Genomic DNA, 22,845 nt, shown 5'->3' on the forward strand with positions numbered 1-22,845 from the left:
TATAAAATAATAGCACTTAAGTGCACTGTTTCGTAGTAATGCTAATAATTACCAATTTACCATTTTCTTTAACTGGCGAAAGATTATAAATAGTTTTAGCCTTAATAATCTGCTTTTCACAAGTTTTAAGTGGATGATAAAGCGTCTGTTCTTCCCCAGTTTCAACACACTTTTCAATTGCCTGATGAATTTGCTTTTGAACATCCAAATCGACGCTCCGATAGTACGTACTAAGAAAATTAGTAACATTTATATCATCAATATTTAATATCTTACGGTATGCTTCATTAATAAATAGCAGCTGGGGCTGAGACTCATATGTAAACATCAATATTCCATCATTCAATTTTTCCATAACACGATTATATGTTAATAATATGCTATCTAAACGATTAAAAATTTTCTCTTTATTTAAATAGACATTTATCCCCTTTACTAATTCTTGTAATGCCCAAAGTTCATCATCGCGCCATTGTCGATAATCATTTATCATTGTAAAAACAATACACCCGATAAATTCACCAATATCATCGTTTAGACTAATGATAACAAGTGTCTTTACTTGATTATCAAAGAAATTTTTATTAATTTGTTTACTAAATTGATTACCTTCATTTTTATTAACAACAATTATTTGATGCTCCTTAAAATATGTGACTATTTCTTGAAGCTCTGTCCTCACTATTGAGAAAGTATCACTAATCTCAAGCTCAATCGACTCATCTTGCCATGCATAGACAGAACGATAATTGTTTCCTTCTTCTAGTAATAACGTAATCCGATCAAGTAAAAAATCATCCCCGATCTCTGCCAAAATATGGTTGATTGATGAATCAAAATCAGTTGACTGCTCCATTACTGATAAAACATTCATCATTTGTTCATTAAGCTTTTCATCTGAAATAACACGACTTACACCAATACATATTTTTGGTTTGTTATCTTCATCATAAATTATTCTTCCTGTATCTTTAACCCAAGTATAACCAGAACCATGGTTAATCATAAAACGTCGATAGATAACCTTAAATTCCTGATTACCATTGAAAACAGTCTGATATCTTTTTACATCTTTTGAATGTACGATTCTACCAATACTTACATTGTAAAGATAATTGGGAATTTCCATCTTAGCTAAATTAGAACCATTTTCCTTTGTTGGAGTATCAAAAACAATCATATTATCACGCTTAAAATCATATTCGAAAACTTGAGCATTTAATTCTAATAGTGCCTGTCGATACCAATCTACTTCCCCTTGCTGATAAACAGTCGTTAAAATATCATCAATATTAACTATTGCACTATCCTCATCTTTAGTATCACCTACTCCGATGACACCATTTTCAACCATATAAGCAATTTTTGAAGCACTAGCTGGTTTAGCAAAACGATACCCTTGAGCACGATTACAACCTAGTTCTACTAAAAAATCTTCTTGGCGTTTGGTTTCTACTCCTTCAGCAATTACTTCCATATTAAGGCGTTTCGCCATTTGAATCACTGATTTTAAAATCTTTTCAGCTTTATTATTTTTATCAAAATGTTCCAAAAACGCCAAATCAATTTTAATTATATCAAACGGCAATTCCTTTAAGATATTCAACGATGAAAAACCACTACCAAAATCATCCATTAAAATAGTGAAGCCAAGTTCCTTTAACTTTACTACAGCCTCAATCATTTGATTACTATCCTGCATATATGCCGTTTCAGTAATTTCTAATTGAAATAACTCAATCGACAGCTCATATTCCGCTAAAAGTTTTAAGATAGTATTTCCTAATTCCGGATCATATAATTCAATTCGAGAAACATTTACAGATACAGGTAATAAGACATGTCCTTTTTGGCGGGCAATAACCATATCTTGACATACTTTACGCCAAATTACCCGATCTGCTTTAGAAATAAAACCATTCTTTTCAAAAACTGGAATAAAGGTACTTGGTAACACCATTCCTCGAGTCGGACTCTGCCAACGCATCAATGCCTCATAACCAATATATGTCCTCGTTACCATATTAAATTTGGGTTGATAATAAGGAATAAATTCATCATTTTCAAATGCACGATCCATTTCATCAATAATTCTCTGTTCTTCTAAAACTTGATCTCGAAGTTCATCATCATAAGTTGCATAGCTGGTATTGTATTTATCTTTTACTTTTTTTATCGCCATCATTGCCCGATCACACATATTATTGACTGGTAATGATAGATCATCAATATTATAATAACCAAAACTGACTACAACCTTGATTCCAAGATCAAAGTTACCAATGTCTTCATTCATTTGTTGAAGCAACAGGTCTTCAATATTCGCTTGATGAGGAACTACGATTGCAAATAAATCCCCACTTAAACGTCCAATTAATCCGCCAAGTTTCTTCATCCGCTTAACTCCCGTGTTAGCAATATAAATCAATAGTTCATCACCGACACTACTACCATAAATATCATTAATAATCTTAAATCGATCAATATCAAAACAAGCAAGATCATAATTAATATCTTGGTTTTGCGTAATTAATTTTTTAGCTTCGCGATAAAAAGCAGTACGGTTATAGATCTTGGTTAAAGTATCAAAATCAGCCATTATTCTATATTCATTATCTTCGGCCCGACGAATTGCATTATTGATTCGTAATTTAATAATTGCTTCATTATAAGGCTTAACAATTACCTCACTAACTCCTAAATTTAATAAATTAAGAAGATTTCCCGTAAAGTTCCCACCTACGATTAAAGGGATTTGAATATTATCAATATTTTTATAACTAGAATACTTTGCGACATTAACTTCAGTCGCATCATCTAAGTCCATAATAATAGCAACGATTCGATTATCATTAAGGTTATCAATAATATTTTCAAGTTCACTACATATAACAATATGATAGTCACTACTTAAAAACTCCTTTAATCTTAAACAATCATCACTATCTTTTATAACGATGATAATTGTATCCATAATATCTTCCTCCCCAAATCAACCATTAGTAGTATTCTAGCATCATTGTTGTAATTAAACAATCTATTAGCTATCCCCATTTTCTAATTCAATCTATCAGTTTTTCTTTGATTACCCCTGTATAGGCCCGATATCCATCATCATTAATGTGAAGACCATCAAGATAATAATTTTCAACTGGTTGGCCCTTTTTATTGCAAAGTGCCATAAAAGGATTAATCAAAGTAACATAATCATACGGAATAATATTTTTATACTCTTTAAAGACCATCTTTAAGGTATCATTACTGCGTAATCCTTGCTTTGTTGCTTTATAACCATGAAGCATTTCTAAACATGGTAATGGTGCTACAAGATAAATTTTAGTATCCAAACAATTATAATGAATAATTTCGATTGTTTCTTTAACATTTAAAGCAATATCACGGGGGCTCTCCATGACCGTATTACCAAGATCATTTGTTCCAATCATCAAAACCACGTTTTTAGGTTGATATTTGATAACCCCTTCGTCGATGAAATTTAAAAGCATTCCTGAAGTAATCCCCGCTATTCCACAATTATATTTAGTCTCTATCTCAGGATAATACTTGTCCAGATCACAATACTCAGTAATTGAATCCCCATAAAAAACAGTTCCTCCAGGAGTTATATTTTTATTTTGATTAATAATTTCTAACATTCTTATTAAAGTAAATTCTCTTAACTGATAATGGTTAGTTAAATATTTCATATTTTCTTTCACACTTATTTCCTCCTGAACATATTTTAGCATATAAAAAAAGAAAAGCCTTAAGCTTTTCCTCCTAATTCATAAATTTGTTTATTTTCTAATTTAATCACCCGATCACATCCCGTCAATGAAGAAGGTCGATGTGACACAATTAACCATGTCTTATTTTCAAATTGTTCAGCCAATGTCTTCAATAAACCTTTTTCATTAATAACATCTAAACTACTTGTTGGTTCATCCATAACTAAAAAATCAGGATCAACTAATAAAACCCGTGCAATTCCAATTCTTTGCTTCTCACCACCTGACAATCGATTCTGAAGTTCTCCCATCATAGTATCGTATTGTTCTGGTAAACTAATGATCAATTCATGAATTCCTGCCATTTGAGCAGCCTTTACGATTTCTTCTTTTGTCGCCTTTGGTTTTCCTAAAGCAATATTAGCAGCAATAGAATCATTAAAAAGAAAAGTGTCTTGTTCAAGTGTTCCAATTCGTTGACGTAAATCTTGCAAAGAGTATTCTTTGATATCTATACCATTAATTAAAATTTGACCACTTGTAACATCATAAAAACGTAATAACAATCTAATCAAAGTTGATTTGCCAATTCCACTTTCTCCAACAAGACCAATTTTATCTTTAAAATTAATGGTAAGATTCATATTTTCAATAATTTTTCTATTAATTTCAGGATAGCTAAAACTTACATTAATAAATTCAATTTTGTCGATATTTTTCAATTCTTTAGGCTCAACAATTTCATTTACGACGGGAACCATATCTTCCAAATCAAAATAGCGTTGTGCCGCCGCATAAGTTTCAAGTAAACTTGAAACTACAGTCGTTAATGATTGCGTCGATGAAAATGAAGCCGAAACTAAAAATGATAAGATAATAATTCCGGTTGTATCAATATTTCCTTTTAAAGCAAGATATGAAGCTACTGCAATTACAGCAATTCGAGCAAGATAAATGAAAAACGTTGGCGTGGAAACAACTAATTGGCGGTGATAAGCAAGTTGATGAATTGAACGATTTATATTGCGATTAACAGCTTCTAATTCTTCATTACGACGTTTTCCATAATCAAAAATTTGAATTTCTGATAATCCATATACACTATCTAATAAAAATATTTTTAATTCTCCTAACTTTTGACGATAACCAATTCCTATATTACGACCCAGTTTAATGGCTAAAATAGGAATAATAACACTAATAATTAAATAGATTGGTAACAGTGCATAGACAAAGAGCATATCAATACTTCCTGCAATAATCAAAGTCACTAACGGAAGTAAAATAACGGTAAATAATGGCCCAATCGTATGTGCAAAGAAAAATTCAATACTTTCGATATCAGCAATTGCAATTGCCATGATATCGCCATTATTCCGTCCGATCAAACTCCCTGGTGCCAACTTGCGTAAAGTTCCAAACATGTCAACTCGCATTTTAGCTAATAATTCATACGAACCAGCATGTGAAAAATATCCTTCAAGATAACGACAAGTAACAATTAAAATTCCACTTATAATCATTAAAATACAATATGTGACGCTATTGGCATATTTTAACTTTCCGGCAACACTCAAAATAAAAGCAGCTCCAAATCCCATTAGCCCCATTTGAGAAATATTTCCAATTATACTGACAATTGTAGAAATAACAAAGAATTTTTTTAATGTGGCAGCAATTTTCAATAATCGTTTGGTTAAGGTTAATAATGATTGTTTATGTTCCATAATCTATCCTACCTTTCCCGCTGCTTCTAAAGCTTCTTGTTCTTTTACCAACTGATAATATTCACCATGATATTTTAATAATGCTTGATGATTCCCTTGTTCAACTAATCTTCCTTGATTTAACACAATGATATTATCAGCACGTTGAATTGTCGATAAGCGGTGAGAAATAATAATTAATGTTCTAGTTAAACCAAGCTCATTAATACATTGCCAAATCTCATCTTCACTATCACGATCAACACTTGAAGTTGCTTCATCAAAAATTAAATATGGAGCACCACTTAATAGAGCTCTGGCGATTCCAATCTTTTGACGCTGCCCGCCAGATAATTTAGCACCACTATCACCCAAATCTGTCGATAAGCCTTCTGGCAAACTTTGCAACCATTGATATAAATGCACTTGTTTTAAAACGTTTAATAATTCACTTGTTGAAGCATTTGGTGCAGCCAGTTTCAAATTTTCTTCTAATGAACCACTAAAAATACTAACCCGTTGTGGTACCATAACAATATTTTTTCTAACTTCTTCAGGCGTTAAACTAAAATAACTTTGACCATCAAGAAATAAATAGCCTTGATCTGGGTCAATAAAACGCATTAGCATACTTGCCAACGTACTTTTTCCACAACCACTCTTACCTACAATTGCAGTTGTTTTACCTTTTGGTATTTCAATACTTAACTGCTTTAAAACTTGGCGCCTTTGATGATAATTAAAAACAATATCTTTTACTATGATCCCCGAATAATCCTGCAAATAAGCTAAAGTATCCTGACTGTATTTAACCGCTATTTCGTGAGCTGTTTCAGCCTCACTCTTATGAATTCTTGAAGCATCTAAATTTAATATTTCATCTACTTTTATTGTTGCCGCAATCCCTGATAAAGCATCATGAGTCGCAGACATCAATTGTCTAATTGAACTAAAAAAACTATATGACAACATTAACAATAAAACTGCCTGTGCTAAATCAATCGTTCCTTTAGCCAATTGTGAACAGCCAATTACTACTGCCAGAATAACACCTAAATAAATTAATCCATCTGAAACCAAAAATGATGAAAAGTTCATTTTCATAATCGACATTGTACTTTGATTAAATGTATCCGCTTTTCGCCTCAAATTATCATGTCTACGTCGATCTTGATTAAATAATTTCAAAGTAACCAAACTTTTTAAGCTTTCTAAATAATAACTTGTTAAATCTTGAAAACTAGTCCAATATTCTTTCTTTAATTGATCAATCATTTTTCTAAAATAATTATTTACTAACGGTAAACTTAATGAAATAATCAGTAGTATTGTCGCTACTAGCAGCGAAGTATCTTTTAACTGAAAAAATAAATAAACTGGCGCAAAGAAACAATACAGCAAACTTGGTAAATACTTAGTGTAATAAACCTGCATTAGCTCCACTCCATCGCCAACACTACTAATTGTATTACTTGCTCCAATCCTTTCAATTTTACCAACATCTAATTGAAGCATTTTTTCAAAAATCTCTTTACGCAAATTAATCCGTGCTTTGGCCCCACAGCGATATTCGGCTTCTCCAGTTAATAGATCAGCTATTAAAATCAAACATGAAGCAATCAATGCACTGATTATTGCTGCCAGCAACTGCTCTTGTGACATTTTCGGATGATATAAATCACTTAAAAAGGATGAAATAGTTTTAGCAAACATTACTGTTCCTACTAATGTTAATATTTTAAGTCCGGTAATTATTGCAATCCAACCTCTAATTCCTTCGGACATTCTAATTAATGTTTTATTTATTAACAGCATAGTACACCTCCAATGTACTTATGTTACTCAAGATTTAATAGTGTGTCAAACTAAAAACAAATGTTTCGAAAAAAACTAGGAAATTTTAAAATTTCCTAGTTTCCAGCTAATATAAGCTCTATTAAAATCATCAGAGCCCCTTTTTTACTAAACCATAAATACTCCTTTAGGGGCTTGTTTAATTTATTATTTAATATGTTCCATTTTAATAATAATATTGTTTACATTCATTGAACCATTACGAATCGCCAAGTTAATAATAATCAAAGAAATTATGATTATTATTAAAGCAATGTATGAAATCACAGTAATAATCATACTTATTTTATCTACAAAAAATATGATAGCTATAATAAGAGAGGAAATAATTAATAAATTTTTTAGCCATATTTTTAATCGATTAATTTGTTTAGTCTGATATTCTATTTCTTCAAAATATGCTTTTTTTACTCTTTGATCCATTTTAAGTTCTCCTTTTTAATATGTTAATCCCGGGTTAAAGAATCCAACCAATACTCCAATAAGAGCAATAACCACTAATAATAACATTACTTTGATTGGTGACATTTTCTTTTTAGACAATAAATACCAACATAATAACACGAATAAAGCAGTTAAAAATCCAGGATAAACACCATCTAACGTCTTTTGTAAATCTAAAAACGGTTCTTTAGCTCCAGCAGCAGTCATCGAAAAACTTGTTTTTACACTAACCCATGTAGCTGCTACTGCCCCAATCACAATACCACCTAACATTGTAATTGATTCTCGTAAAGCTTCTCCTTGAGGTCCAACTAGAAAATCTACAGCTTTACCACCCAATTCATAACCTTTAAAATATAATAACTTCATTCCAAAATAAGCAAATAAATTCCAAACAATAATATAGAAAATAGCCCCTAATGGTGAACCACCTGTAGACATTCCCATTGCAACCCCTAATAAAATAGGAATTATCGTTCCAACTACTAAAGAATCTCCTATTCCTGCTAACGGTCCCATCAATCCTGCACGTAATCCATTTATTGTTTCATCATCTACATCTTCAGCACCATTAGCACGAGCCTCCTCTAACCCCGCTGTCATTCCAACGATCACGGAACCTACTTGCGGTTCGGTGTTAAAAAAGGCAGTATACGTTTTAATGGCTTTTGCCCGAGCATCTTTTTTATCATACAATTCTTCAACAATTGGTAACATTGAACACAAATAGCCAAATGTTTGCATATGTTCTTGAGAAAAACATGTTAAATTCCCATAATACCAATTATGAAAAGATTTGGTTAGGGTCTTTTTTGATAATTTCTTTTCCATCTTATATATCCTCCTCGTCATCATCAACTACAGCAACTGCGACTTTACCAAGTGTCAACATTTTAATTCGATAATTGATCAATGCGAACATTCCCGCAACAACAGTTGCAGAAACTAAGTTAATTCCTAAAGCAGCTGCTAAAGTAAAACCAAAGAAAAATGGAATAAAATCAATTGCTTTAGTAACGATTTGTTTTAATAAGATTGCAATTCCGACACATGGTAATAATGAACCGACTGTAAATAATGTTTTCATTGCAACCCCATCCATTGGTAAATAGGTTTTTATCAAGTCAACCATCGGAGCTCCCATTTTACACATGATCATCGCAGGAATAAATGAACATAAAATATGAGAAATCCAAGGTAATACCATATCTACTATATATAATTTTTTATAATCTCCATTTTCTACTGCCCGCCAGCCAATATGCTGCCATGCTAGATTAATCGTTGCAGTACCATAGAATAAAACTGTTCCTAAAGTTCCAACCATTGTTCCAAATGATGTTGCAAGTGCAGCTCCGTCACTTGAGGCAGCATCTAGACCATAGCTTTTAATTGCAATCATAGCAAGTGGAATCCCTATATAACTTACTGCCCGTACATCAGCCGAAACTGTTCCCCCTGGAGTAACAAGAGCGATATAAACTACTTGCATTGCAATCCCTACTAAAATTCCAGTTTGAATATCACCTAAAATAATTCCACAAACTAAACCACCAACTAAAGGTCGACCTAATGTGTAGTTACCAAATGATGTTCCCCCTAAACCTGGCATACTTGATAAGCAAGCAAATAATCCAAGTAAGGCGGCTTGAATCCAACTTATTTCCATAATAAAAATCCCCTTTACATTTATATTTTAATAACCAAATTTACTTTTGAAATCATCCCATGTCCCAATCGAAACGTCTGGTAATAAAGCAAATTTTATTGTATAACCAGCTTTATGGATACGTTCAAACGCATCAGCCTCCGCTTGAGTAATTGACTGGTTATTACCTAATTTAGTAGCCCCTTCACGATCATTACAAGGTCCTACAATAACAGTTTTAACACCAGGATCAAATCCCTGATCTACTAAAATCGTACACATATCAATTGGATTTTTAGCAATCAAGAAATATTTTGTGTCACTATCTAAAACTTTTTGTGATTTTTTTGCGAAATCTGCTAATGTCCAAACAAATGTTTTCTTACCACTTGCTGCTTTATAGGCAGCTTTTAAAACATCATTAGTTGCTGCTTTATCATTTACAGCAATTAATCCATCACAAGGATATTCTCTAGCCCAACGCGTACAAGTTTGACCATGAATCATCCGATCATCAATTCTTACAAATGAAACTGACATAATCTTCTCCTCCTAAATATCATCATCTTCATCATTTGTTTCTAAAACAAATTGTTTAATTGCACCTGTTGCCTCACTCGTCACATTTGTAATTAAAGCATCAGTATCTAAAACATCTTTCATTAATATTGTTGTTAAAGCTAATGGTAAATTCATTCCCCCAAGTACTGTCGTTTTATCAATCAATCCTGATTGTGCCAATACATTCATTGCAGTTGATAAAGGTGAACCACCTATGATATCAGCTAAAACAATAATTTCACTTTCTTTAGGAATTTTAGTGATTATCTCAGTAAAGTCTATAGCAAACTGATCAGCTGTAATTCCATCTTTTAATCCTATTGCAATTACATCATCATGATTACCTGTAAGCATTTTTAAAGAATCTAGTAACCCTTCAGCGAAGTTCCCATGACTAACTAATATTACATATTTCATTTTTAATCTCCCTTTCTTTTGACATCTATATCTTATCAAGTAACCCCTTTCAATACATCTGAGCATTGTCATTTCTTTTCATAAACAAATGTCATTTTTTTAATGACATTTGTCATAATAAAAAACGAATAGTCATACTTGCTACTCGTTTAAATAATTAGTTATTTCTTTTTGTAAAGCAGTTAATGAAGTATCTAAATCCAGATTGTTTTGAAGTGCTTGATTAATCTGATTATCAGCAATCTTCATTGCTGCCTCATATTTTCTAAATCGCGTATTTGTGGTTGGATACTCCATTACCTGGCTTAATACCCGCATATCAATTTTACTATCACCAAGCGTATCTTCCTCTAACAATTTCAAAACCTGTTTAGATTCGGTCACCTCTTTTAATGGAGATACCCCTTGACTATATTCATAAATATCCTGCTGTGAAGCTTGACTATAAGTAAATTCTTTTAATAGTTGCCAAGCTAACTCAGGAGCACTAGTTCGCATCGACATCCCCATCATTAAAGATGATAATTGTGTTAAATGTTGCTCAGAACTTTGAGGCATTTCAATCACATCCCATTCAAATGTAGAATATTTACTTACTCGATAAGGATAAGGCTTATATGTTCGATATTGAGAAAACTGCATTGGTGCAAAAGCTACTTTGCCTTGATCGAAATCATTGGAAGTAATATTAAAGCCGCGATTTAAAGCATTCAGTTTTTCAATAAATTGAATAGCACTTTTTACTTCGTGATTATTAAAATCACAGGTCGTTCCAGTTTCATTAAATAACTCTATTCCACTAGCATAAATAGCGTTGATCCATTCATAATTATAACAGCCGTATTGATCGATAATTCCGTCATTATTACTATCTTTAGTCAATTGTCGACAGACATTATAAAATTCTTCTAGCGACCAATTGTCCTTTGGAAGACTGATTCCTTCTTGTTGTAGCAAAGTTTTATTTACAAACATTAAAGTAGGATTTACTTCATAAGGCAAAGCATATTGTTTACCTTGATACTGTCCTGCCTGATAAGTACTTTGATAAAATTCATCACTATTAAAATCTTGATCATCAGTAATGATCGAGTCTAAATTTTTTAATGCGCCTAATGCTGATAGGGAATTAAAATCTTCATTTAAAATCATGTATAAATCAGGCTCAGCACCAATTAATAACTGATTTGATAACCATAAAGAATAATCTTCCTTAAGAATTCCACTTTTATATTGAACTTCAACATTGGGATGCTCTTTTTCAAAACGGACAATTATTTTATCAATCATTTCATAATAATCGAACGTAGGAACATCCCAATTACTTCCCGCAAATATTCCGATTGTTAGAACTTTCTTTTGATTGTGGTAATATATTAACCCGATTCCCATAACTAAAACTAAGACAATAATCATTATTTTATTCTTTTTAATCATCGTCAAGATCCTTTGTTGTTTGACCTGTTTGGACTGCCCAGATAGCTAACTGAGTACGATCACGAAGTTCTAGCTTTGATAAAATAGAGCTTAAATAATTTCGAACGGTTCCTTCAGATAAAAATAATTTTTGAGCAATTTCCTTATTTGATAAACCAAAACCAACTTGTTGAATTACTTTCCATTCTGGTTTATTTAATTCCCTAACATTATCATCATTAACATTGATTGCATAATTAGTATTTGCCATCTTCGAAAAAAGTCTAAATACTTTTGTCGCAATATCCGGATTGATCATTGCACCTCCAGAAACAACAGTTAAAATAGCCTGATACAATCCATCCATTGATACTCCTTTTAAAAGGTATCCACTAGCTCCAAATTTTAATGCACTAAAAACAAAATCATCATCATCAAATGTTGTCAAAATAATTATTTTAACATCCGGATAGGCTTCTTTAACCATCTTTGTGCAATATACCCCATCCATTCTTGGCATTCTAATATCCATTAGAATAACATCTGGAATATTTCGTTTTAGACTGTCTAATACACCAAAACCATCTTCTACTGTATCGATCACTTGTAAATCTTCGTGTGTATTTAAAACAATTTTCAATGATTCCCTAATTAATTCTTGATCATCAGCGATTAATACCTTAATCATATCGTTCCCCCTCTTTCATTGGAATTGTAACCTTAACTGTAAAACCTTCTTTACTATAGTATTCTAAACGTCCATTTAAAATAGCAGCCCGTTCTTGCATTTGTTTTAACCCATAACCTAATTTTAGATCATCGCAGCCAACTCCATTATCTGCAATAACAATTTCTAAATCAGATACCCTTTGGTAAATATTGATTTCAACCTTTTTAGCTCGTCCATGTCTTAATGCATTTGTAATACTTTCTTGAACAATTCTAAAAATAATATCTTCTTTAGTATTTTCAAAATCAACTTTATCTAACTGATAATCAAGCATAATCTCAACCTCTGAAACATCGCTAAATTCTTTAATCATTTTTTGAATTGCTTCTTTTAATGTGTGCTCTTCTAAAGCTCCGGGCCGCAATTTATTAAGTGACCGCCGGACATCACTAATCCCCTCACGGACAACCTTAGAAACAACTAAAAGCTGTTGTTTAGTTACATTAGGATCGATATCAATCATTGCAATACATGCATCAATTCCAGCTGCAATTCCTGTCAAAGCATGACCGAGTGTATCATGAATTTCTCGTGCCAGTCGTTTTCTTTCATTACTCTCGCCAATTTTTTCTGTCACCGCAGCATAATCCTTCAATTGTTTATTAACTTCGTTGATCATAGAAAGTTCTTTTGAAATATTCTCATTTTCTCTAATTTGATTTGCAATATAGACAATTAAAAACATAATAAACAAGACTAGGTTTGTTGATTCAAGAATATTTTTAGCTATTAAAATCGCAGTTTTCGTCGCGGCATCATAAACCTGTATATAGCTGTCTAAAGAAACCATTGGAATTATATTAGAAATAATGTCATAGTTAGATAACAAAAAAATAATTAAAATAAACCCGATAATAACCATTGTATTGCGCCCATTTTTGGTATTAAAAATTATATCTGCAAACACTAATAAAGCTATTCCATTATAGCCCATATAAAGATTATAAATAATCCAGAAACATAAAATTATTTCTAATCCATTACAAATGACTCGTCCATTTCGAACTTGAAAATTCTCAGATTTTCTAATGAACATAATCATTACCAACAATGCAAATCCTATAATTGAATAAATAAATACTTTAGTCGGATTCTTTGGTAAATATGCTAATGTATCTAAAAAATCGCGCCCCATCAAATTATTACAAACATATTTTGTTGAAAATAAAATAATACTAGCTTCAAATAAAATAATAATAAAATTGATTATGATCATCATATTTTTAATTGACGATACAGAGCGATACTCACTGTATTGCATCATTGCCACCCCGTTAACTCAAAGTTAGAAATATTATCACGGCTAATCAACTCTACTGGTACTTCTATTTTCTTTTCAATCTTCTTATTTTCTAATAACGCTTTCGCTTTTTGATAAGCTAACTGTCCCATTTTGACAGGTGATTGAGCTGCTGTTGCCTGAATCAGTCCAGTATTGATCAATTCTTTAACATCAGGCGAACCATCGACTCCATAAACTAAAACATTATCTATTTCCATTGATTCAATCGCTGCCAATGCTCCTAAAGCACTACGATCATTTAATGCCATAACAACATCTACAGCAGGAGTTTCTTTTAGCATCTGTTTCATCGTTGGCATTGCAATCTCAATTTGACCATCACAGTCAGCACGATTTATAACTTGATAATTAGCATTACTAGCAATAGTATCAAGAAATCCCTGAATACGTTCTACCGCAGACTTTGCAGTAGCATGCTCTAATAAAATAATCTTAGCATGATCTCGTTTACTCATCATATCTTTTGCACATAAAACACCTGCATCATAATTGTTAGAAGCAATTGAACAATTTACTAATGACTCATCATAAATAGGGGCATCAACTACAATAACCGGAATCTTAGCTTTTTTTGCTGCTTTTAATCCAATTTCTATTTTTTTAGCATCAATCGGATTAACAAAAATCGCATCAACACGCTGGTCAATCAAATCTAATATTTGTTCATTCTGCTTATCAACATCTAAAATTGGATCAAGTGTAATCAAGACATCTCCATTCGCTTCAACCGCTTTTTTTATCTCATTATTAATCACTTCAAAAAATGGATTATTCATCGTCATATAGGTTGCCCCAAAACGCTGTTGTCCTACTGTTGCTTTAAAATCTGGATAACTATAAAATCCAAAAATCATCAACGTAATACAGAGGCAAAGAAATACCATCATTTTAACAATTGTTTTTTGATTATTTTTGATTTCCATAAATTCCCCCTATTTCTTTATACATTACATTTGTAATTATATAGTAACTGCTTTCATCACAATTTTAAAGTGACAAATGTCATACTAAGAAAATAAAAAAGTCGTAACCTGGTCACGACCTCTTCAGATACCTAAACTATCTGATAACTATTTAGCTCATAGTAAGTACATTGAATTTCTGTGTCAATAGATATTTCAAGGTTGCTACTATGATCATATATACGTGTTGTAAGTGCATATTCTCCATCATTGAAAAATATTTCTAATGATGAAGTATCACTATAAATCGTCATATTTGATAGATCATCAATAACGATATGTCGTGAATCACGACCATAACCACTTGCACCCATTGAAAATGTCAACAAATTACTGTGATAATCAATAACTGCATCATTTCGTAATGTTAGAGTAAAATCACGATTATTTATCGGTAAATATAACTCATATATATTGCCTTTACAAGATATTTTTTCATGATTAGACAAATTAATTATTTCTTTAGCTTTTCTCAACGATTTAGTTTCACTTATTGGTAATTGATATACTTTATTATTTTTAAAGGTTAGCTCACGTGGAAGCGTAAAAGCGTGTTGCCAATTATATTTGGTTGTTGGATTCGTATAAGGGACATCGGGCATCCCCATCCAGCCAATAATAATAGTTCTTCCTTGCTCATCAATAAATAATTGTGGAGCATAATAATCAAAGCCATGATCAAATTCAATAAATTCACTTAATCTATAATCTTTTTCAAGATCACCGTTGATTAAATAATAACCGTTCTGATATAGATTCTCATAATCATAACCTGCTGTTTCTACTCCTTGCGGACAGCAAAATAAAATCATCTGCTCATCAAATTTAACTAGATTAGGGCATTCCCACATATAGCCAAATGGTTCATTAGAAATAATGCGATTAACTAGTTTGTAATTAACCAGATCATCACTTCGATATAATAAACAACAGCCAACATCTTGATTTGTTCTAGCTCCTAAAATCATATAATAATGATCACCATTTTTAATAATTTGCGGATCTCGAACATGCAAAGTCAAGTCATCTGGATAATCGTCATTTTTCATTAGACATACTTTTTCACCAAAATTAATTCCATCATCACTTATAACCATAATTGTATTATGGTCACGACCAGTATGAATATAATCATGTTTCCCAGGATATTTTACGTTACCGGTATAGTAAACATACATTTTATTATCCTTGATTATTGTTGAGCCAGAATAAGCACCTCCAGCATCTAAAGAACAATCAGGAAACAGGGCAACAGGTTCATTTTTAAAAGTAATAAAATCCTTTGTACTATAATGTCCCCAATATTTATCACCTCCAAAGCAATCGTCTGGTGCATATTGATAGTAAAGATGATAAATCCCTTCAAACTGACATAATCCATTAGGATCATTTAACCATCCAGTAGGTGGCATTAAATGATAATTAAGGCGATATTCATCATTACTTGCTTGTTTTTCTAATTTTTTGATTTGTTCATTATTTAAACAGGTCATAACTATTTCTCCTAGTCTAATTTGATTATATCTTGATTTAAACTACATGTTCCAAGATTAATAATTTCAAATTGATTTTGACTTGTAATAACTAATGGTGTCGCAATTGGACATCCTGCTGCTTCAACCATCGCAAAATCAATTTCCATTAATTTATCACCTTGTTTTACTTTTTGACCTTCAGTAACAAATAAATTAAATGGTTTTCCTTCAAGTTTTACAGTATCCAAACCTACATGAATAAGAATTTCAATTCCATCATTACTTTTAATTCCTAAAGCATGCTTTGTAGGAAAGATCATTGTAATTTCACCATCAATCGGAGCTGCTAAAATATTTTCTGTAGGAAAGATAACTACCCCATCACCCATCATTTTTTGTGCAAAAATCTCATCTGGTGCTTCCGTTATTGAAGCTACTTTCCCAGCTAGCGGTGCAGTGATAATGTTTGTTTTTACTTCTTTAGCTTCAGTTGGCAGTTCACTATCTTGAGTAGGTTGTTTAGCCATATCACGTTTATATAATATAATTGTTAAAACAAATGACACTGCAATACTTAAGACCATCCCAATTGCAAAATTCAAATAATTCTTAGGATCGATTGATAAGAAACCTGGTATACCTGCTGCCCCTAAAGCATTAGCAAGTGTTTTTGTTGCCGCTAAATAAGCACTTCCAACTGCTGAACCTACCATAGCTGCAATAAATGGATATTTAAGTTTTAAAGTTACTCCAAACATTGCAGGCTCAGTAATTCCTAATAACGCTGAAATACCTGAAGCTGAACAAATACTTTTTAATTTTTTGTCTTTAGTTACTAATAAAATTGCAATAACTGCTGCCCCTTGAGCAACATTTGACATTGATGCAGTTGGAAAAATGAATGATCCACCTGTTGTCTTGATCGATGCCAATAATTGTGTTTCAACTGCAATAAAACTATGATGCATTCCTGTTAAACAAATTGGTGCATAGAAAAATCCAAAGATTGCACCTCCGAATAATCCTAGCGTATTATACATCCATGATATTCCATCAGATAATAAGACCCCGGCTTCTCTTAATAATGGGCCAACTAAAATAAAAGTAATAAAACCAGTAATTAACGTTGCTAATAATGGTGTTGTAAGATTGTCCAGCCAAGTTGGTGTCACTTTGTGTAAACGTTTTTCAATGTTAGCTAAGATCCAAGATACCCCTAATACAGGTAAAACCGTTCCTTGATACCCTACTGCTTCAATTGATAGTCCAAAAATATTCCATACTGGTACTTCTACTCCTGCTTTACCATACGAATAAGCATTTAGTAGATCCGGATGAACCATGATCATTCCTAAAGCTGCACCTAAATATGGATTCCCACCAAACTTTTTAGTAGCACTAAATCCAATTAACACTGGTAAAAAAGTAAATGCAGCGTTTGAAAATAAATTAATCATTGATGCTAAATCAGCCCATTGCGGATATGCTTCAATCAAACTTTTATTAGCAAAAAATAGTCCTTGAGCTGTTAAAATATTATTAATTCCCATTAACAATCCGCCAGCAACGATGGCAGGAATAATTGGAACAAAAATATCACTTAATAACTGAACTGCACGTTGTAATAAGTTTCCTTTTTCTTCTACTTTTTCTACTTGGAGCGTACTATCAGTTTTAATTCCTAAAATATTTGTTACTTCGTCACATACCAAATTAACTAGACCTGGTCCTAAAATAATTTGATATTGCCCTTTAGCTAAAAAAGTTCCCTTCACAACATCAATATCAGTTAATGATTCTTCATCAACCTTGCTTTCATCAACTAGATTTAAACGTAGCCTAGTTGCACAATGCATTGCCCCCGTAATGTTTTCTTTACCACCAACACAATTAATTATTTCTTTGGCAATTTTGTTATAATCCATGTTTTATCCTCCTCTATGGTATCGGTTCCACAAATATACTATAAGCGATTGTTGTGACCCTGTCAATACTTTTTAACAAAAAACTGAAACCGATACCACATTTTTAATAAAAAAAGATGTTTTTTATTAAAACATCATCACTTTTATTTATTTAAATCTTTGACACTTTGTCCCTTAATTAAGGTATATCCAATTAACTGTAAATTATCAACAACATTCCCTTCAATTAAATCAATGATTGTTTGACCTGCTTTAATTCCAGTTTCTTCATTATTAAATCTAACTGTCGAAAGACTGGGATTAATAAATTGAGAAGTCTCATAACCCCCAAAACCAATTAAAGAAATGTCATCAGGCATCTTTAATTTTAACTCATTAATTGCTTTTAAACACCCCAAAGCGATATTATCAGTTGCTCCGATAAATAGAGTTGGCTGTTTCTTTTTTAGATAATCAAGAGCAATAAGATGAGCCTTTTCTAATGAAAAATCAGTTTCTAATAAATCAACGCTGCTTACTCCGTTGTCCCTTAAACCATTGATCACACCATCTTTACGATAAATTCCTACAGCCTCATCCTTACCACTTACACCGATATAACAAATCTTACGATGCCCCATATATGCTGCATATTTTCCAACTTCATATCCAGCACTATAATCATCATTAATGATAGAGACTCCTGCTCCATAACGCTGTGCCACAAATAATAGTGGAATATCTAATTTTGCAGCAATATTTTGATGTGCCATCGTTACTGCCGTTGCCATTAAAATAATTCCATCAACATTCATTCGCCATAGCTGTTCAATCGAAGTTAATTCTCGCATTTCATCATGATTGGTATTTATTATTAAAGTTGTATAACCATGATCTTTTAAATACTGATCCATCGTCATCAAAACACGAGATGTTGTAATTGAATCAAGACAAGGTACTACAATACCAATTACCTTAGTATATTTTGCTTTCAATGATTGCGCTAATGTGCTCGGTTCATAATTATTTTCATCAATTACTTTTTTTAATTTTAAACGCGTTTCTTCTTTGATATAACCACCATTAAAATACCGTGATACTGTACTCTTGCCAACACCAGCCATTTTTGCAATATCACTCATTGTTAATTTTTTATCTTTCATAATTATAACCTCTAACCTAAAGAAAATGACGGGCAGTTCCCGTCTTATTAATATAATCTTACAATATTTTAAGATTACGGTCAAACAAATATTATTCAATAAATAAAACTTAATTCCATTATCATTGATATACTAAAAAAAGCTGAATCATTTTGCGATTCAGCTTTCACTATAGCTATTAATTTTCTTTTCTTTTTGCTAAAAACATTCCAGCAGCTGCTAACCCTGCTACCATCGTCATTATTGCCAATGGGCTGTTATCTCCAGTATTTACTGCATTTACAGGTTTATCTGGGGTTGGCTGTGGGTTTACTGGAACTGTAATTGGAGCAGTTTTTACCTCAACTTCAAATTCAGCTGTCATAGTTACATCTTCAGAACTACTTGTAGAATGATGTAAAGTTTCCGTATAAACTACAACTACATTTTGTTTACCGACTTTATTAGCATCAAATCCAATAATTTTAGCAAGACCTGTAACATCACGACTATATTCAGTATCATAAGTTGAAGTAACTATGATATCTAATGCATCTCCAACAGTATAAGTATTTTTACCAGTAACTTCAATTCCTGTTAATTTAGATTTTGGTAATTTTTCACCATAAGGAATAGAAACTCCAGCAATTTGTGATAAACTGCTAGCTTTTTGTGATAATGTTTCACTAGTTTTATCTTCCCGGTACCATCCTGCATTACCATTTAATTTAATTGGCGTCTTCCCTAACTCACGTGCTCGAATTAATGATTCCGCATAGTATAAGATTGTTCCACGTTTTAAATGATATTGGCTAGTAATCATAGAAATACTCTTAATTGTTGGATGATTATAAAGAATATCAAAACTAAATTCAGCATTCTGTGCTGTATTAGCTGATTTATTTTCAACTAGAATTCGATTATCTGCTACACCATGTTCAACTAACCAGTCGTGCATCCGGTCCCCTTCAGTCCAACCGTTTTTCTTTACACCACCAGTTACTAAAATATATGAATTAGGATATTTTTGAGCACTGGCCAAAGCAGTCTCTAATCGTCCTACTAATTCTGGCTGCATTGTTCCATCACTCTTTAATGCAAAACCTAGTACAACAAAAGCATGGGTATTATCATTTGGTAGACCATCAGGAGCTACACCAATATTTTCGACCATATCGTTTTCAATCCAGTCCCAATAATCAATGATTGATTGCCATTGATCATAATCATCTTTAGAAACCTCTTTTAAAGTATCCAAAGTTCTCAAAACGTCTGTTCTAGCACCATCTCGATAATAACCGATTAAACTGCCAACTAGTGTATCTACTGTTTCCCCTTCAGCATACACTGGAATGAACATACTAAAGCACATCGACAGTGCTAAAGCTAAGCCAAGTATCGCTTTCCCTAACTTCTTCATAACTTTTTATCCTCCTTATGTTATGACTTCTTTATTAATATCATACCACTTTTGTCTATACAAAAAATATTTTTTGCACAAAAAGAAAACATTAAATATTTAATGTTTTTGTTTGCCGAATATGTTAAAATATAAAAGTAGCCAAAAATACTAAAAGGGAATGATAATGAAATATAATCATTATCATTCCCTTTTATTTATATAAGTCAATTGTAAAGAATATTTTTTGATTAAGGATAGAAGTTACCTCTATTTCATCACTATACTAGGTGTTTCAATACATTTTTTGGGCAATCCCGGTATCCAATAATCCTACATAGAAGACATCAGTGCTTTTAAATTATGAACAGCATAATTAATATAGCTTTTAAATCACCCTCATAATTTTATAACTATAATAAATTCCAATCTGCTCATTTATTATTTATCATTTTAAATGAAAAATTAATTTTAAAAAATCCTTGGTATATGTTACAAATGTAACACAATACCAAGAATTATTAAATTATTGATTACTTAAATCTTCTCCATTTGATTTAATTACTTTTTGATACCAATAAAAACTTTTCTTTTTCATTCTTGTTAGTGGTCCTTTACCATCATCATCCTTATCAACATAGATGAAACCATAACGCTTGCGCATTTCTCCAGTTCCAGCTGAAACTAAATCAATACATCCCCATGGAGTAAAGCCCATTAAATTAACACCATCATATTCAATCGCATCTTTCATTGCAGCAATATGTTTAGCTAAATAATCAATACGATAATCATCATTGATTGAGCCGTCTGCTTCAACTTTATCAATAGCTCCCAACCCATTTTCAACAATAAATAAAGGTAAGTTATAGCGTTCTTGTAACCTGTTTAAAGCTAATCTTAAGCCAGTTGGATCAATTTGCCAACCCCAATCACTTGCCTTTAAATAAGGATTAAGTACTGAAGTAGACATGTTTCCATCCGTTACTTTTTTACTTTCATCAGTAGTGACTACAGAGCTTGAATAATATGAAAATCCAATATAGTCAACTGTTCCTTCTTTTAAAATCTCATCATCACCAGGTTCTTTAATCAATTTAACTCCATCACGCTCAAATTCTTTTAATTTATAAGCTGGATAAAAACCACGACATTGAACATCACTAAAGAAATGTCTTTGTTGGTCAGATAACATTAATTTTAATTCATCATCAGGATTACATGTTAAGGCATATGTTGATCCATAAGCTGTCATCATCCCAATCTTGAAATCAGGATTAATTTTGTGCCCCATGATTACAACCTTTGCACTTGCGATAAATTGATGATACACGGCTTGAGCACGGCTTTGTGGATCATTTTTTAAGACTCCACCTGCAAACGGTGGCATAAAATCCATAATATTAATTTCATTAAAAGTCATCCAATATTTAACTTTATCTTTATAACGCTTAAAAATAGTTTCACAATATTTTTCAAAAAAGCCTACTAAGCGACGATCTAACCATCCACCATATTTATTTGCTAAATTTAATGGTGTTTCATAATGAGAAATTGTTACTACCGGTTCAATTCCATATTTTAAACATTCATCAAAAACTCGATCATAAAATTCTAGTCCTTTTTCATTTGGTGTTTCATCATCACCATTAGGAAAGATTCTTCCCCAGTTGATTGATAATCTAAAACAGTTAAAACCCATTTCAGCAAATAATTTAATATCTTCTTGATAATGATGATAAAAATCAATTGCTTGATGTGAAGGATAATATTCACCTTCATGACATTCTAATACCGCACCATCAGGAAGTGATTTAAATGGCATTACTGCTTGACTATGTTTACTTCCATCAGGCATCGTGTATGTAATTCTACGCGCTTCTTGATGCGTTCCATTAGTCATTACATCAGCAGTACTTAGTCCTTTACCATCTTCATTATATGCACCTTCAAATTGATTGGCAGCTGTTGCGCCACCCCATAAAAATCCTTTAGGAAAACTCATTTTTTCTTATTCCTCCTTAATATATTTATCATTATACCGTATCATCCTTATCTCTAATTAGTCCTTTCATCATCTGAAAAATATTTCAATTCATGAAAATACTTTGACAAGTTCATTTATTTTATCATTTTCTTAAATATTTCTTGATGTA

18 protein-coding genes are annotated in these 22,845 nt (G+C 31.9%); all 18 read right to left on the minus strand.

What is annotated here, in order from left to right; genetic code table 11:
- Positions 1 to 16 precede the first annotated feature (16 nt).
- A complete protein-coding gene (locus tag EYR00_RS10975) occupies positions 17 to 2,974 on the minus strand; it encodes an EAL domain-containing protein (RefSeq protein WP_003536202.1) in 2,958 nt (985 codons plus the stop codon).
- Between the two features lie 88 nt (positions 2,975 to 3,062).
- The gene (locus tag EYR00_RS10980; protein WP_009300006.1) at positions 3,063 to 3,719 is read right to left on the minus strand and encodes a GDSL-type esterase/lipase family protein; all 657 of its coding nucleotides are present in this window, start codon (positions 3,717 to 3,719) and stop codon (positions 3,063 to 3,065) included.
- A gap of 47 nt (positions 3,720 to 3,766) precedes the next feature.
- The gene (locus EYR00_RS10985) at positions 3,767 to 5,455 is read right to left on the minus strand and encodes an ABC transporter ATP-binding protein (protein WP_003536199.1); all 1,689 of its coding nucleotides are present in this window, start codon (positions 5,453 to 5,455) and stop codon (positions 3,767 to 3,769) included.
- 3 nt (positions 5,456 to 5,458) lie between these two features.
- On the minus strand, positions 5,459 to 7,249 hold the full coding sequence (locus EYR00_RS10990; RefSeq protein ID WP_003536193.1) for an ABC transporter ATP-binding protein/permease: 1,791 nt from the start codon (positions 7,247 to 7,249) through the stop codon (positions 5,459 to 5,461).
- 186 nt (positions 7,250 to 7,435) lie between these two features.
- Positions 7,436 to 7,711: a hypothetical protein gene (locus tag EYR00_RS10995; RefSeq protein ID WP_003536191.1), complete on the minus strand. Its 276-nt coding sequence runs from the start codon at positions 7,709 to 7,711 to the stop codon at positions 7,436 to 7,438.
- A gap of 15 nt (positions 7,712 to 7,726) precedes the next feature.
- The gene (locus EYR00_RS11000; RefSeq protein WP_003536189.1) at positions 7,727 to 8,563 is read right to left on the minus strand and encodes a PTS system mannose/fructose/sorbose family transporter subunit IID; all 837 of its coding nucleotides are present in this window, start codon (positions 8,561 to 8,563) and stop codon (positions 7,727 to 7,729) included.
- Position 8,564: 1 nt separating this feature from the next.
- Positions 8,565 to 9,401, minus strand: a complete 837-nt coding sequence (locus tag EYR00_RS11005; RefSeq protein WP_003536187.1) for a PTS mannose/fructose/sorbose/N-acetylgalactosamine transporter subunit IIC — start codon at positions 9,399 to 9,401, stop codon at positions 8,565 to 8,567.
- Positions 9,402 to 9,428: 27 nt separating this feature from the next.
- Positions 9,429 to 9,920, minus strand: a complete 492-nt coding sequence (locus EYR00_RS11010) for a PTS sugar transporter subunit IIB (protein WP_003536186.1) — start codon at positions 9,918 to 9,920, stop codon at positions 9,429 to 9,431.
- Between the two features lie 12 nt (positions 9,921 to 9,932).
- On the minus strand, positions 9,933 to 10,358 hold the full coding sequence (locus EYR00_RS11015) for a PTS sugar transporter subunit IIA (protein ID WP_008791332.1): 426 nt from the start codon (positions 10,356 to 10,358) through the stop codon (positions 9,933 to 9,935).
- Positions 10,359 to 10,499: 141 nt separating this feature from the next.
- On the minus strand, positions 10,500 to 11,795 hold the full coding sequence (locus tag EYR00_RS11020; RefSeq protein WP_003536184.1) for an extracellular solute-binding protein: 1,296 nt from the start codon (positions 11,793 to 11,795) through the stop codon (positions 10,500 to 10,502).
- Positions 11,788 to 12,462 carry a response regulator transcription factor gene (locus EYR00_RS11025; RefSeq protein WP_003536183.1) on the minus strand — a complete coding sequence of 225 codons (675 nt, stop codon included), beginning with the start codon at positions 12,460 to 12,462 and terminating at the stop codon, positions 11,788 to 11,790. Before EYR00_RS11025 ends, EYR00_RS11020 begins: the two co-directional genes overlap by 8 nt.
- Positions 12,455 to 13,765, minus strand: a complete 1,311-nt coding sequence (locus tag EYR00_RS11030) for a sensor histidine kinase (protein WP_008791331.1) — start codon at positions 13,763 to 13,765, stop codon at positions 12,455 to 12,457. The genes EYR00_RS11025 and EYR00_RS11030 overlap by 8 nt, the downstream gene beginning before the upstream one ends.
- A complete protein-coding gene (locus EYR00_RS11035; RefSeq protein WP_003536179.1) occupies positions 13,765 to 14,730 on the minus strand; it encodes a sugar ABC transporter substrate-binding protein in 966 nt (321 codons plus the stop codon). Before EYR00_RS11035 ends, EYR00_RS11030 begins: the two co-directional genes overlap by 1 nt.
- A 131-nt stretch (positions 14,731 to 14,861) precedes the next feature.
- Positions 14,862 to 16,262 (minus strand): glycoside hydrolase family 32 protein, encoded by a 1,401-nt coding sequence (locus EYR00_RS11040; RefSeq protein ID WP_003536177.1) that lies wholly within the window; start codon positions 16,260 to 16,262, stop codon positions 14,862 to 14,864.
- A gap of 11 nt (positions 16,263 to 16,273) precedes the next feature.
- Positions 16,274 to 18,169 (minus strand): sucrose-specific PTS transporter subunit IIBC, encoded by a 1,896-nt coding sequence (locus EYR00_RS11045; RefSeq protein WP_003536175.1) that lies wholly within the window; start codon positions 18,167 to 18,169, stop codon positions 16,274 to 16,276.
- Between the two features lie 143 nt (positions 18,170 to 18,312).
- The gene (locus tag EYR00_RS11050; protein WP_003536174.1) at positions 18,313 to 19,311 is read right to left on the minus strand and encodes a LacI family DNA-binding transcriptional regulator; all 999 of its coding nucleotides are present in this window, start codon (positions 19,309 to 19,311) and stop codon (positions 18,313 to 18,315) included.
- A 178-nt stretch (positions 19,312 to 19,489) separates the two neighbouring features.
- Complete coding sequence (locus EYR00_RS11055) at positions 19,490 to 20,710, minus strand: YdcF family protein (protein ID WP_003536173.1); 1,221 nt, start codon at positions 20,708 to 20,710, stop codon at positions 19,490 to 19,492.
- A 505-nt stretch (positions 20,711 to 21,215) separates the two neighbouring features.
- Positions 21,216 to 22,694 (minus strand): family 1 glycosylhydrolase, encoded by a 1,479-nt coding sequence (locus EYR00_RS11060; RefSeq protein WP_003536172.1) that lies wholly within the window; start codon positions 22,692 to 22,694, stop codon positions 21,216 to 21,218.
- Positions 22,695 to 22,845 lie beyond the last annotated feature (151 nt).

Origin of the sequence: Thomasclavelia ramosa DSM 1402, from assembly GCF_014131695.1 — a bacterium.
Taxonomy (GTDB): Bacteria; Bacillota_I; Bacilli_A; order Erysipelotrichales; family Coprobacillaceae; genus Thomasclavelia; species Thomasclavelia ramosa.